The 13,474-nt window shown below is 68.1% G+C and carries 12 protein-coding genes and 1 pseudogene; 6 read left to right on the top strand and 7 right to left on the bottom strand.

What is annotated here, in order from left to right:
- Nucleotides 1-38: 38 nt before the first annotated feature.
- The 3 genes from IU514_RS13180 to IU514_RS13170 all read left to right on the top strand — a co-directional run bounded on the left by IU514_RS13180 (nt 39) and on the right by IU514_RS13170 (nt 893).
- A complete protein-coding gene (locus IU514_RS13180; RefSeq protein WP_194931596.1) occupies nt 39-173 on the top strand; it encodes an entericidin A/B family lipoprotein in 135 nt (44 codons plus the stop codon).
- A 103-nt stretch (nt 174-276) separates the two neighbouring features.
- A complete protein-coding gene (locus IU514_RS13175) occupies nt 277-417 on the top strand; it encodes an entericidin A/B family lipoprotein (RefSeq protein WP_194931595.1) in 141 nt (46 codons plus the stop codon).
- Nucleotides 418-692: 275 nt separating this feature from the next.
- Nucleotides 693-893: a CsbD family protein gene (locus IU514_RS13170; protein WP_194931594.1), complete on the top strand. Its 201-nt coding sequence runs from the start codon at nt 693-695 to the stop codon at nt 891-893.
- 124 nt (nt 894-1,017) lie between these two features.
- Here the strand turns inward: IU514_RS13170 and IU514_RS13165 are convergent, their stop codons facing one another.
- Nucleotides 1,018-1,812 (bottom strand): hypothetical protein, encoded by a 795-nt coding sequence (locus IU514_RS13165; RefSeq protein ID WP_194931593.1) that lies wholly within the window; start codon nt 1,810-1,812, stop codon nt 1,018-1,020.
- 97 nt (nt 1,813-1,909) lie between these two features.
- Here IU514_RS13165 and IU514_RS13160 point away from each other — a divergent pair.
- From IU514_RS13160 to IU514_RS13150, 3 genes and pseudogenes are all read left to right on the top strand, one after another.
- Nucleotides 1,910-3,142, top strand: a pseudogene (locus tag IU514_RS13160) (tryptophan--tRNA ligase); the annotation flags it as partial.
- 278 nt (nt 3,143-3,420) lie between these two features.
- Nucleotides 3,421-4,512 carry a sensor domain-containing diguanylate cyclase gene (locus IU514_RS13155; RefSeq protein WP_194931591.1) on the top strand — a complete coding sequence of 364 codons (1,092 nt, stop codon included), beginning with the start codon at nt 3,421-3,423 and terminating at the stop codon, nt 4,510-4,512.
- 143 nt (nt 4,513-4,655) lie between these two features.
- Entirely contained in the window at nt 4,656-4,940 is a 285-nt protein-coding gene (locus IU514_RS13150; protein ID WP_194931590.1) for a DUF4242 domain-containing protein, read from the top strand.
- 38 nt (nt 4,941-4,978) lie between these two features.
- Here the strand turns inward: IU514_RS13150 and IU514_RS13145 are convergent, their stop codons facing one another.
- The 6 genes from IU514_RS13145 to IU514_RS13120 form a co-directional block, all read right to left on the bottom strand.
- The gene (locus IU514_RS13145; protein ID WP_194931589.1) at nt 4,979-5,365 is read right to left on the bottom strand and encodes a VOC family protein; all 387 of its coding nucleotides are present in this window, start codon (nt 5,363-5,365) and stop codon (nt 4,979-4,981) included.
- 161 nt (nt 5,366-5,526) lie between these two features.
- Nucleotides 5,527-6,915 (bottom strand): dihydrolipoamide acetyltransferase family protein, encoded by a 1,389-nt coding sequence (locus IU514_RS13140; RefSeq protein ID WP_194931588.1) that lies wholly within the window; start codon nt 6,913-6,915, stop codon nt 5,527-5,529.
- 88 nt (nt 6,916-7,003) lie between these two features.
- Nucleotides 7,004-7,357, bottom strand: a complete 354-nt coding sequence (locus IU514_RS13135) for an SH3 domain-containing protein (RefSeq protein WP_194931587.1) — start codon at nt 7,355-7,357, stop codon at nt 7,004-7,006.
- A gap of 12 nt (nt 7,358-7,369) precedes the next feature.
- Complete coding sequence (locus tag IU514_RS13130; RefSeq protein WP_194931586.1) at nt 7,370-8,401, bottom strand: alpha-ketoacid dehydrogenase subunit beta; 1,032 nt, start codon at nt 8,399-8,401, stop codon at nt 7,370-7,372.
- Complete coding sequence (gene pdhA / locus IU514_RS13125; RefSeq protein ID WP_194931585.1) at nt 8,401-9,471, bottom strand: pyruvate dehydrogenase (acetyl-transferring) E1 component subunit alpha; 1,071 nt, start codon at nt 9,469-9,471, stop codon at nt 8,401-8,403. The genes IU514_RS13130 and pdhA overlap by 1 nt, the downstream gene beginning before the upstream one ends.
- 152 nt (nt 9,472-9,623) lie before the next feature.
- The gene (locus tag IU514_RS13120; RefSeq protein WP_194931584.1) at nt 9,624-13,292 is read right to left on the bottom strand and encodes a Calx-beta domain-containing protein; all 3,669 of its coding nucleotides are present in this window, start codon (nt 13,290-13,292) and stop codon (nt 9,624-9,626) included.
- Nucleotides 13,293-13,474: the final 182 nt, after the last annotated feature.

Genomic DNA, 13,474 nt, shown 5'->3' with positions numbered 1-13,474 from the left:
CCACCGGCCGCCCGATACCACTCCGGAGACAAGAACACATGAAGCGAACCATTGCCCTGATGCTGCTGGCCGTACTCTCGGCCGGCGTCCTGTCCGCCTGCAACACCGTCGAGGGCTTCGGCAAGGATGTGCAGAAGGTCGGCGAGAAGATGGAGCGCGGCGCCAAGAACTGACGCCAGGCGATGCACGCCGATTTCACGTCGCTGGCGGTCTGATGGCAGGGCGGAACGGACCGGTATGGTCCGAGTCCCCGCTTACCGTCCAAGGAGACGATCCATGAAGCGTTCGATTGCTCTGATGCTGTTGGTGCTGTTCTCGCTGGGCATCCTGACTGCCTGCAATACCGTCGCTGGCGCCGGCAAAGACGTGCAGAAGGCTGGCGAGAAAGTCGAGGATGCGGCGGACAAGGACAAGTGATCCTGTCGCCAGCATGTGATCGGAAAAAGCCGGAGGCCACTCCGGCTTTTTCTTTTTTGCGTGTTGCGTTGTCTATGGCGTTCGATTGTATGTTCAGCACGAAGACAGCGTGGTGCATGCGACGTGTTCGCCCGATCGATGAATTGTTCATGGTCTGCATCGTCGATTCATGCTGGTCAAAGTCCGAATAACGTGTCGCTGACCTTTTTCGAATGCGCTGCACGGGATCATTCCCCTGCGACGTCGACAGTCGCGACACCCAGTGAGGATGCAGCATGAACAAAGACATGATCGCGGGCAGGTGGATGCAGCTGAAGGGTCAGATCCATGCGAAATGGGGCGACCTGACCAACGACGACATCGACGTGGCCGAGGGCAATGCCGAGTACCTCGCTGGTCGTCTGCAGGAACGCTATGGATGGGAACGCGATCGCGCCGAGCGCGAAGTGCGCGAGTTCGAGAAGAGCCTGCACTGAGATCGATTGGCCGGCGAAGCGCGCCGGCATGAGGCCGGCAGGGGCCGGCCAGGACGCGCTTCCCCGGCATTGAAACGACAGCGACGGACCAGCCGAAAGACTGGTCCGTCGCCGTTTATGGGCCTTAGTAGTGGCCCGGCGGATCTGCGACGAAACCTTCCGGAAACGCGCGTGGTGCGTCGTACCCGCGATAAGGAGGCTCGCGCCAGGGGTAGGGCAGCGGTACGCCGCGAGCGACGAGCGAGGCGGGGTCGTCGTAACGCAGCTCGCTGATCTGCGCGGGATGGCGTGTGGCGCGTTCGAATCCGGTGCGTGTTGCCTGCGACCATTCGCGCGCACCATGCCCGGTGCCGATCGATTGTGCAGCCGAGTCACGCGATTCGGCCGCAGGTGCCGTGGCCTTGGCGGCGTCGCCGCGCTCGCGTTCGCCGCGCGCGATGGGCACCGGTACGTCGCCATACCAGCGACGCGACTCCTCGAACACCGCCACGCCGATCACGCCGACGTTGTCCGGCCGCCCGGTGCGCGCCGCATAGCTGTCGGGCAGGTCGGTGAAGACGAACTGTGCCACTTCGTCCAGCGACTTGCGCCAGCCCTGGATCTCGCTGCTTTGCCACGGGCCGAGTACGTAACCGGTCTGCGACGGGTGTGCGGTCTCGCCGGTGACCGCGTTGACGCCGTCCACCGACAGCACGACCAGCACGCGGCGGCCGGTCGTGTTGGTCAGGCGCAGCGAATAGCGATGTCCGGGCGTGCCGGCGATCCAGGCCTGGCCACGATGCCGCACCGGCTGCAGCCACTGTCCGTTGTCGCGGTCGATCACCGCGACGTCGACCAGTGGGCGGGCCTGGAGTGGAACGCACGCCGCGGCAGCCAGCGCGGCGAACAGGGTCAACAGAGTCGGCAGGGTGCGCAACATGAGGGGTGTCTCCGGGTGGGTCGCCGATCTCAACGTGCCGGGGCCCGCCGCGGGGTTGGGTACACTGTGGGGCCGTTTTCCCTGGCGTCAGCGTTCGATGAGCCTCACCCGCGTCCTCACCGGCATCACCACTTCGGGTACCCCGCATCTGGGCAACTACGTCGGCGCGATCCGCCCGGCGGTGGCAGCCAGCCGCGCGCCCGGCGTGGAGAGCTTCTATTTCCTCGCCGACTACCACGCGCTGATCAAGGTCCAGGACCCGGCGCGCGTGCAGCGTTCGACGCTGGAGATCGCCGCGACCTGGCTGGCCTGCGGGCTGGAGCCGGACAAGGTGTGGTTCTACCGCCAGAGCGACATTCCCGAAACCAACGAACTGACCTGGCTGCTGACCTGCGTCGCCGGCAAGGGCATCCTCAACCGCGCCCATGCCTACAAGGCCGCGGTCGACAAGAACCGCACCGAAGGCGAGGACGACGACGCCGGCATCACCGCGGGTCTCTTCATGTACCCGGTGCTGATGGCCGCCGACATCCTGCTGTTCAACGCCAATCAGGTACCGGTCGGCCGCGACCAGATCCAGCACATCGAGATGGCGCGCGACTTCGGCCAGCGCTTCAACCATCTCTATGGCGAGCCCGCCGGCAAGGAGTTCTTCTCGTTGCCCGAAGCCGTGATCGAAGAGAGCGTGGCGACGCTCCCCGGTCTCGACGGCCGCAAGATGAGCAAGAGCTACGACAACACGATCCCGCTGTTCGCGCCGCGAGATACGTTGAAGAAGCTGATCTACTCGATCGTCACCGACTCGCGCGCGCCGGGCGAACCGAAGGACGCCGGGAACTCCAACGTGTTCCAGCTCTACCAGGCCTTTGCATCGAAGGAAGAAACCGATGCGATGCGCCGCGCCTTCGCCGACGGCATCGCCTGGGGCGAGGCCAAGCAGGCGCTGTTCGAACGCATCGATGCCGAGGTCGCGCCGCAACGCGAGAAGTACGAAACGCTGATCGCGCGCCCCGCCGACATCGAAGCAGTGCTGCGCGACGGTGCGGCGCGCCTGCGCGAGCGCTATGCCATTCCGACGCTGCAGGCGCTGCGTGCCGCGGTGGGTCTGCGCGATTTGTCGCAGGTGTCGACGGGCGTCGCGAAGAAAGCATCGAAGGCGGCGCAGCCGGTGTTCAAGCAGTACCGCGAGGCCGACGGGCGCTTCTATTTCAAGCTGGTCGACGGCGACCGCGTGCTGCTGCAGAGCACCGGGCACGAGTCCGCGCGCACGGCCGGCCAGCTGATCGGCCGCCTCAAGCAGGAAGGCGGCGGCGCCCTGCACCGTGCCGAAGCCGCCGCCGTGCATATGGGACACGACCTGGTCGGACACCTGCACGAGGGCGTCGAACTGGCCGAAGTGGTGCAGGCGCTGGAGCTGTTCGCCGAAGACGCCTGAGGCACGGGCCAGCCCCGAAAACAGCCTGAATTGGGGGCCTTCGTTCGCCGGAGGCTGAACCGTCGCCCGGAAATGCGTTGCCGCCTTCGGGCGTATGGTCCCCCTGTGCGTGGGGTCACAGGTTCAGGTTGCCGGGAGCGGTAGCCTGACGCCCCCTCGAAGCCCCCCGTCCGATGTCCGCTGTGCTGAGCTTGCCCCTGCCCGAAGAAGCGCGCCGCCAGGCCGCGCTCGACGCGTACGCCGTGGTCGACACGGTGCCGGAGCAGGCCTACGACGATATCGTCCGGCTGGCGATGAGCCTGTGCGAAGCGCCAGCCGCGGCCATTTCGCTGGTCGACCACGACCGGCAGTGGTTCAAGGCACAGTTCGGTCTGGACGTGCGCCAGACCCCGCGCAGCGAGGCCATCTGCGATCGCGCCATCCGACAGCCCGGGAAGATGCTCGTCATCGGCGACCTGACGGCACAGACGCAGTACCCGAAGACCAAGATGCGCATCGACGGCAAGCCGCTGCGTTTCTATGCCGGCATGCCGCTGCTCAGCCCGGACGGACATGCGCTCGGCTCGGTGTGCGTCATGGACGTGCGCCCGCGCCAGTTGCGCCCGGCCCAGCGCGAAGGCCTGGAAGTGCTGGCGCGCCAGACCCAGCACCTGCTCGAACTTCGCCGCTACGCGCTGGAGCAGCGCCGCCTGCTGTCCGAGCGCGAGGCATTCGCGCAGCGGCTGGAGGATGCACGCGCCGACCTGCAGCGCCGCAACGACCTGCTCGAACACAACGCCACGCACGACGCCCTGACCGGCCTGCTCAACCGCGCCGCGCTGTCGCAACTGCGCGAGAACCCGGCTGCGATGGCCAAGCTGCAGCATGCGCCGTACACGCTGATGCTGCTCGACGTCGACCATTTCAAGGATGTCAACGATCGTCACGGACATCTGCTCGGTGATCGCGCGCTGCGCGCCGTGGCCGATGCCGTCGCCACGTCGATCCGGCGCGACGACGTGGCGGTGCGGTACGGTGGCGAGGAGTTCCTCATCGTGCTGCCCGACACCCGCCTGGCCACCGCGACCCAGGTGGCCGAGCGCATCCGCCAGCACATCGCACGCGCCGCGCTTCCGTTCCGGCTGACCGTATCGATCGGCCTGGCTGCGGGTGAGCCCACGCGCGACTGGTCCGAGCGCGTGTTCGACCGGGCCGACCAGGCGCTGTACCGCGCCAAGGCGACCGGGCGCGACCGCATCGTCGCCGACGATACCTGGCGCGGCTGACCTGCTGCGTCCGATTCGCGGCACCCATCGCGTGTAATAGGCAACCGGGAATCCCCGGCGCAGACTGTCTGTGCCGCATGCGCGGCTGCCGGGCAGACCGGGCGTCCGCGCCGCGGGCGCCGCATTCAAGCGAGGACATCGCCATGCCCAAGTTCATCATCGAACGCGAGATCCCGGGCGCAGGATCGCTCAGCCAGGAAGAACTGCAGGCGATCTCGCTGAAGTCCTGCAGCGTGCTGAGTGCGCTGGGGCCGCAGATCCAGTGGCGCGAGTCGTACGTCACCGACGACAAGGTCTATTGCGTCTACCTGGCACCGGACGAGGAGACGATACGCAAGCACGCCGAGATGGGCGGGTTTCCCGCCAACCGCATTTCGCAGGTGCGCGGCATCATCGACCCGTCGACCGCCGAACCCGTGATGCACTGAGTGCGCGGGCGCACCACGCGCCCGGCCTGTGCCGCCCGTCAGTCCCAGCGATGGGGCGGTACGCCGCGCTCTGGGTGCCTCATGAGCACCACGCAGAAGCGCTGGCCGGTCGGCGCTTCCATCACCCACCAGCGCTTCACGAAGGCGATCTTCTTCGCGCCCAGCTTCTCGAGGCGCGCGGCTTCCGCATCGATGTCGTCGGCTTCGATGTCCAGGTGTACGCGCGAAGGATGGTCCACCTTCTGCACTTCGATCTGCAGATCGGCAGGCGTATTGCCGAACAGCTGGTACTGCGCGGTGTCGTCGCCGGCATCGCGGTCAGCGATCGTCATGCCCAGCGCCTGGCTCCAGAAGTCGGCCGCGGCGTCGAGATCGTCGGTATTGCAGTCGATGATGAAACCGGCAAAGCGGCTGCGGTGGGACATGGCGGACTCCTGCAATAAGACTTGGAGTGGCGTTACCGAACTGCCGGCCTGGCCCCTGAGTCAGGGGGCGATTCGCGCTTCAGCGCGAATCGGGGGTCTGGAAGCACATAGCGGGGCCCAAGGTTTGCGAGCAAACCTTGGGGTGAGCATGCGCAGCATGGTCACGACGGAAGCGACATGTCGTCCAGCAGCGCCTTCAGGAAGCGTGCGGCCTCGCCGCCGGTGCAGGCGCGATGGTCGAACGTGAGCGAGATCGGCATGCGGCGATGCACTTCGATGCCGCCGATCACCGCAACGACATCGTGGCTGAGCTTGCCGGCGCCGACGATGGCGACGCACGGCGGCACGACGACCGGCGTCGCGTAGCGGCCGGCGAACATGCCGAAGTTCGACAGCGAGATCGTGTAGCCGGACAGTTCGCTGGCCGGGATCGAACGGTCTTCGACCTGCGTGCGAAGGCGCTGGATCGCGGTGCGGATGCCGGTGCCGTCGAGCATGTCGGCGTTGCGCAGCGCCGGCACGAACAGGCCGTCCTCGGTGTCGACGGCAATGCCGATGTCGACCTGCGGATGCAGCGTGCGGCTGAGGTTGTCGCCGTCGAACCACGCGTTGAGCGCAGGCACGGTTTTGCACGCCGTCACGATCGCGCGCACCAGGCGCGCGGTGATGTCCTGCTTGCCGATCCAGGCATGCAGGTCGGCGTCGTCGACCAGCGTGGTCGGCACGACCTTGCTGTGCGCATCGGCCATCACGCGCGCCATGTTGCGGCGCACGCCCTTGAGCTGTTCCGGCTGGCCACTGGCGGTAGCGCCAGGCGGCTGCGTGCGCATCGGCTTGCCGGCCTGCGACAGCGTGCTGCGCGCGGACGGCGTGGAGGCAGGAGCGGGTGCGGCCACGGCCACGGCGCGGTCGGCCGCGCGTGCCACCGGCGCCGCACCGGCCTTGGCCGAGCCGTCGGCCGCGGCACGCTTGACGTCGTCCATCGTCACCACGCCGTCGCCGCCGGTGGCGCGCACGCGGGACAGGTCGACGCCGAGCTTGCGCGCGAGCGCGCGCACGGCCGGCATCGCCTTGACGCCGCCGACCGCCACGGCCTGTTCGCTCCGCACCGCATCGGACGTCTGCATCGCGCCGACCACGGTGCCGGCGTCGTCGCGCTTCTCGGCCTGCGGTGCCGGGGTGCCGGCGGCGCTGATCGTGCCGCCGTCATCGGAGGCGACGACCTGGTCGCCGTTTTCGGGTGCATGGCTGCCAGCGCCGTGGTGATGACCGGTGTCCTGGCCCTCCGCGCGCTGCGGCAGTGAGGGATCGATCTCGAACTCGGCCAGCATCTTGCCGGTGACGATCACGTCGCCCGGACCGCCGGCGAGCCGGATAACCTTGCCCGACACGGGCGACGGCACTTCCACCACGGCCTTGGCCGTTTCCATCGACACCAGGTTGTCGTCCAGGCGGATCGTGTCGCCCTCCTTCACGAACCACTCGACGATGGTCGCGTCGGGCAGGCCCTCGCCGAGGTCGGGAAGCAGGAAGGTCTTCTTTGCGGTCATAGCGAAGTGGTCTCGTTGGAGTGCGTGTTGCCTGGAATGTCTTGCCATGGAAGCAGGCCGGAAGAACAACGGCCTGCGATCGTCGGTATCACTTGCCGTCTTCGTCGAGCATCTGCAATGCCCGGTCGGGAATCCAGCCCTTCAGCCCCCGCGCGTTCTCGGCCCACCACCACTGCGCCAGTTCGTAGTGCAGTGTCAGGATCTCGTCCGCCTCGGCATCGAGTTCACGCGTGTCGTAATCCGACAACGCCGTCGCAGGGCCGTGCTCGCCATCGAACAGCGCGGCCGGAATCCAGCCGCCATGTCCTTCGGCCAGCGTGGCCCACACGAACTGCGGCCAGTCCCGGTCGCGATCGCCCAGCGTTACCTGGTCGCCACGCGCCACCTGGATCGCCGGGCGATCCGGGGCGTGGTGCGAGACGACGACGCGGGCGCGACGCATGCGCTGGCTTCCTCAGCCGGCCGCCAGCGCGCGCCTGGCCGCTGCGACGATGCGGTCGACGCTGGGCAGGTACTTCATCTCGAGGCGGAACAGCGGGATGTGCGTGTCGTAGCCGGTGACTCGTTCGACCGGAGCGAGCAGGTCGAACATCGACTCCTCGGCCAGGCGTGCGGCGATCTCGGCGCCGAAACCAGCGGTTTTCGGTGCCTCGTGCACGATCACGCAGCGGCCGGTCCGGCTGACCGATTCGGCGATCGTGGCGAAGTCGAGCGGGCGCAGCGTGGCGACGTCGATGACCTCGGCGCTGATGCCTTCCGCGGCCAGCTTCTCGGCGGCTTCCAGCGTCTCCTTCACCTGCGCGCCCCAGGTCACCAGCGTCACGTCGGTGCCGTCGCGCAGCACGTAGCACACGTCCAGCGGCAGCGCTTCGCCGTCGTCGGGCACGACTTCCTTGTACTGGCGATAGATGCGCTTGGGCTCCATGAAGATCACCGGGTCCGGGTCGCGGATCGCGGCGAGCAGCAGGCCATAGGCGCGCGCCGGCGAGGACGGCATGACCACGCGCAGGCCGGGCACGTTGGTGAAGATTGCTTCGTTGGCTTCGCTATGGTGTTCCGGCGCGCGGATGCCGCCGCCCCACGGCACGCGCAGCACCATCGGGCAGGTCAGGCGGCCGCGCGTGCGGTAACGGAAGCGCGCGGCGTGGCAGATGATGTGGTCGACCATCGGGTAGACGAAGCCGTCGAACTGCGACTCGGCGACCGGCTTCATGCCCTGAGAGGCCAGGCCGACGGTGAGGCCGGCGATGGTGGTTTCGTCCAGCGGCGTGTCGAGCACGCGTTCCGGGCCGAACTGCTGCTGCAGGCCGGCGGTGGCGCGGAACACGCCGCCGTTGACACCGACGTCCTCACCGAGCACCAGCACCTTGTCGTCCGCTCGCATTTCGTAGGCGAGGGCCTGGGTGATGGCCTCGATCAGCGTGATCGCGGCCGGTGCGGCGGTGTTCTTGCCAGCTTCGCCCTTGGCGGCATTCTCGGCGTTCATCAGCGGCCCTCCTGTGCGAGAGCAAAGGCCCGTTGCGCCAGCAGGTCCGGCGGCGGATCGGCGTACAGGTAGTCGAACATCGCTTCCACCGGCTGCACCGGCGTCTCGAGGTAGGCGTTGATCTCAACGTCGACGACCTTGCCGCACTCTTCGGCCCACGCCTTTTCTTCCGCCTCGCTCCACACGCCCTGCGCGGTCAGGTAGTTGCGCAGGCGCATGATCGGCTCGCGCGTCCAAGCCGCCTTCACTTCGTCCTCGTTGCGGTAGCGGCGTGCGTCGTCGGCGGTGGTGTGGTCATGCAGGCGGTAGGTCATGAACTCGATGACGGTCCCGCCTTCGCCATTGCGCGCGCGCTCCGAGGCGCGGCGCATGCCTTCCAGCACGGCGATCAGGTCGTTGCCGTCGACCTGCAGGCAATGCAGGCCACCGGCCAAACCCTTCTGCGCCAGCGTCTTCGCGCCGGTCTGCGCCGAGCGCGGCACCGAGATCGCCCAGCCGTTGTTGACCACGCACAGCACCAGCGGCAACTGGTAGGCGCCTGCGGAGTTGAGGGCGGCGTAGAAATCGGTCTTGGACGAACCGCCGTCGCCGCAGCACGCCACCGCCAGCTGCTTCTGCTTGTTGAGCTTGAACTTCAGCGCCGCACCGGCGGCGTGCAGGCACTGCGTCGAAATCGGCACGCACCAGGAATAGTCGTGCTTCGGACCCGAGAAGTCGTTGCCGCGTTCGTCGCCGCCCCAGTAGAGCAGCACTTCGCGCGCCTTCACGCCGCGCATGAACTGTGCGCCGTACTCGCGGTAACTCGGTGCGAACACGTCATCGGGCTGCATCGAAGCACCGATGCCGACGTGGGTCGCCTCGTGGCCCAGGCAGCTGGCGTAGGTGCCGAGCTTGCCGGTGCGCTGCAGGGCGATGGCCTTGGTGTCGAAGGTGCGCACGAACAGCATCTGCTTGAACAGCGGCAGCAGCGCCTTCGGATCGCGGAAGGCCGGCGGCAGTTCGACGACCGGCTTGCCGTCGGGGCCGAGGTATTGCAGGTATTCGATTTCGAACGTTGCAGCGACGGTCATCGCGTGGAAATCCTGGCCATCAGTCGAGCCAAAGATGATACCCGCGGGCCGTCAATGTCCCGTTGCGCGCTGCGGCAAAGCGGCGGCGTACGGTCGAAAAAAGAAAGCGCGGCCGAAGCCGCGCTTTCGATGGACCTGTTGCCTCGAGCCGGTCAGGGCACGCCGACGATCCGGTTCGCGTATCCGGCGGAATTGTCGCCGGCATCGCTATCCGGCGTCGCCGACGTGGCCGTCGCCTGCAGGGTCAGGTACTGGGTGCTGTTGGGGCGGGCGGGTATGCGGATGCTGGCGGAAAAGCCTGCGGTCACTCCGCTGGCCAGCGTGCCGTCGAGCCGGCAGGCCGCCTCGAATCGCGCGCTGTCCCCGTTCACCGTGCAGGTCCATCCGTTCGGGGCATCGATGACCGTGTTGGCCGCCGGCGCATCGCCGCGCAGCGTCAGCACCGGCTGCCAGGCGGCATCGGGGCCGTCGTTGCGCAGCGACACCGGGAACTGCTCGATGCTCCCGTAGTGCAGCTTCTTGGACGGTCCCGCGATCGACAGCGCGAGGTCGGCCTGGCCGGTGATGCCGAGCGAGGTGCTGGCCTGGTTGTTGCCGGCCTCCGGATCCAGCGACTGCGCCTGCGCCGCCACGGCGAAGTTCACCGTGCGGTTGACGAGCGCGGCGGGTGCGATCGCCTCGATCGTGAAGCCGGACGTTGCATCGTTGGCCAGCGAATCGGCATTACAGGCGACCGAGGTGGTGCCATCGGCGATCTGGGGCGCATCGCAACTCCACCCGGCCGGTGCGGTCACCGTCATCGACGGGAGTGCCGCGTCGAGCGCGAAGCCGATGCCCGGATGGGTGGCGGCATCGGGCCCGCGATTGGCCACGGCCCCGGCGAAGCGCAGTGGCTGCCCGATCCGCACCGTCTCCGAGGCCGCGCTGGCAGTAACCGCCAGGTCGGCACGGGCGCGCGGGGCGAAATAGGCCACCACCGGATCGTGGTCGGCCAGGCGCGCCAGTGCACCGTTGCGATCGGACTCCGGGAAGTCGGCATTGATGCGGGCGTGGTCGATCTCCGCGACGGTGGTGTTGAGCACCAGCTCCTCGTTGACCAGCACGTGGTCGAGCGTCTGCGCGTTGCCGTCGAAGACGAACGAGTAGCGCTCCTGCGGCGATGCGAGCTCGCCGAGGTTGACCAGGTCGGTTTCGAGCAGGTCGGCGCCGTCGCCCGGCACCACGGTCTGCTCGTCCGGCGTCGGCGTGCCGGTGACGACGTTCATCGCGTCGACCAGGCCGTCGTTGAACGCGAAGGCGTTGAAGTCGCCGAGCACGACCAGGCGCGTCTGCGGTGAGCTCTTCTGCATTCCGTCGATGACCGTGGCCAGGTATTCGGCCTGGCGCTGGCGCTTGAGGCGCACGCGCTGCCCGGTGGCATCGTCGAGTTCGGCATCGTTGAGCGAGCGCTGGTGCACGGCCATCACGCTGATCGGATAGCGGCGTCCGTCGGCGTAGTGCACCACCGCTTCCAGCAGCAGCGGCGGACGATCGTTGAGCAGCGCCGGCGAGCCATCAGGCTGCTGCCACTGCAGGTCCTTGCCGATCTGCGTGACCGAAACGACCTCCACGCGCGCCACACCGGCGGCGACCTGCGCGTTCTTGACGAGGAAGCCGACATCGATGCCGCCGATGTCGTTGCCTTCCTGCAGGTAGGCCGCGTACTGCGGATCCGGCTGGCCGGCGGCGACGGCATCGCTGCCGACGCGCGCGGCGAGCGTCTGCAGGGTCGAGAGGTTCTCCATCTCGACCACGGCGACGATGTCCGGCGTGTGCAGGTACTCGCGGATCCCGAGCGAGGCCTTGGTCAGGCGGCGCTCGAACGCAGCCGGTGCCAGCACGGTTTCGCTGACGGACGGATCGTTGACGGTGTCGAAGAAGCGCTCGAGGTTGTAACCGGCGACGGTGAACTCATCGTTCGCCGGCAGCCGTGCCGCGCGCGGCAGGGGCAGCGCCGACACCTCGATTGCCGCCGCTGGATCACGCAGCAGCGTGTAGCGGCGGAAGCCGAAGTCGAGCGGGCCGGTCAGGCCAGTGATCACGGTGCCGGCCGACACGTTGAGCGTGTAAGCCGAGCCACCGAGGGCGTCGCTGTCCACGCTGATCAGTTCCGGATTGAAGTCCCAGCGCGGGATCGGCGGCGTTCCGATGCCACCCGGAGGCGCGTCGGGCGCCTGAATGCCCGGCTCGCGGAACGGCCGGGCGATCCCGGTGACCACGCCATGGAAGACGCCATTGCTGGTCGCGCTCGCATTCACTTCGAGGTTGCCGCTCTTGGTGCCGCCGGTCGCGGCGGTGACCGTGAAGCTCGGCACGGTGACGCGCATGCCTTCCAGCCGTTCGAGCTGCTCGAGCGAACCCGTCGGGGACGGGAACGTCGCATCCAGCGGGACCGCAGCGGGCAGGGCATGCCCGGTCGATAGCGCTGCCACCGAGGGTGCCCCGCCGATTTCGGTGAGCGGCGCCTGGCCAGGATCCTGCGTCGGCACGAACTCGACCACCAGGCCGCGCACGCGCACGCGATTGCCGACAGCGGCTGCGGCGGACGGCGTGGAACCGGTGAAGACGAAGACGCCTTCCGAGGTCGCCGGATCAGCGTCAGCCTCGCCGTCGCCCGTCTGCAGAAAGAAGCCGTTGCTCTTGCGCCCGGTGACGATGCCGGTGGTGGTGACGAGTTCGCCCGAAAGCGGCGAAGTGGCGCCGGCACCCTGGATCTCGTGGATCGCGGTGAGGACGAAGTCGTCGTTGAGGATCGTACCGGCACCGAGCGCGTCGGCCACGGTCGCGCCGCTGGCTTCGCCGAGCTGCACGGTCAGCGTCTCGTCGCTCTCCGGCGTGGTGTCGCCGCGAACGACGACGAACAGGTCTGCCTGACTCTGGCCTTCGGCGATGAACACGGTGGTGTCGAGCGCGTCGAAATCGCTGCCCGACGACGCGGTGCCGTCGGCGGTGATCACGCGGACGCTGACACCGCCGGTGCCCGCGGGCCGCGACAGGCTGAGCGTGTAGTGCAGCGACGTGACGCCGTCGTCGCCTTCCGCGACGCTGGCGTCGTCGATGGTGAGCACCGGCAGGCCGCCGCCGGCGCCGCGCGCGGTCAGCTGGACGTCGTCGATGGCCAGGCCATCGTCTGCGCCGCTGGCATCGAGATCGGTCCAGCGGATCCAGACCGTACCGCCGGCCGGAATCGAGAGCTGGCCGATGCTCGCCGCCAGCGCGGTGCGGTTCTCCGCGGCGTTGCCATTGAGCGCGCCGGTCACGGCGCGCGGCGTGGAGGCGAAGTCGAGCGCGTCGGCGTCGATCCACGTGCCGGACACCAGGCTGATCGCATCGACGCTGTACTGGAAGTCGAGGCGGTCGCTGCGTGAGATCGTGCCGGTGCGCCACTGCTCGCCGGCAAAGGCGATGTCGAGCGCGCTGATCGGCGCGCCGGTGTTGTTGACGTAGCAGGCGCCGAAGATCGGAACCAGCGTGCCGCTGCGCAGTGCGCCGAGTGCGCGCTCGCTGCTGCCGCTGCTGCCGTAGCTGATGGTGTCGCCGGTGTTGCCGCTGCCGGTATCGGCGGCGTAGAGCTCGTTGTCGCGCGTGCCGCCGCCGCTTTCGATGAGCTGCCAGCCGGGCAGCGCCAGCGCGTTGGCCGTGCCGCTGATCGCGAGCGTGTCGAAGTTCTCGACGGCGCCGGTATCCACGGCGTTGAGACTTATGCAGGCCTGCGCGTGCGCGGCCTCCGTGCCGGACAACAAAAACGCGGCCAACGCCGCGTGACGTAGGACTGGCTTCATGATTTCCCTTTCCCCTGGATGGTCGTTCCTGACAGCGCCGGCCGGGCCGGGCGCGGGCAGGATGGTGCCGGAATCCTGTCTCCCGTGCGTGACAGCCGGGTGACGCCGGTCCCGGTATCGGGGGGCGATGCGGTAATCTCTTGCTCCCGCAGTACCCGCCCGCGCCCGTCGCGCAAGAAACC

It is taken from the genome of Lysobacter niastensis (genome assembly GCF_015453285.1).
Classification (GTDB): domain Bacteria; phylum Pseudomonadota; class Gammaproteobacteria; order Xanthomonadales; family Xanthomonadaceae; genus Lysobacter_J; species Lysobacter_J niastensis.
Note: the sequence above shows the minus strand (reverse complement) of the source record. Positions and strands in the feature narration are given on the sequence as shown.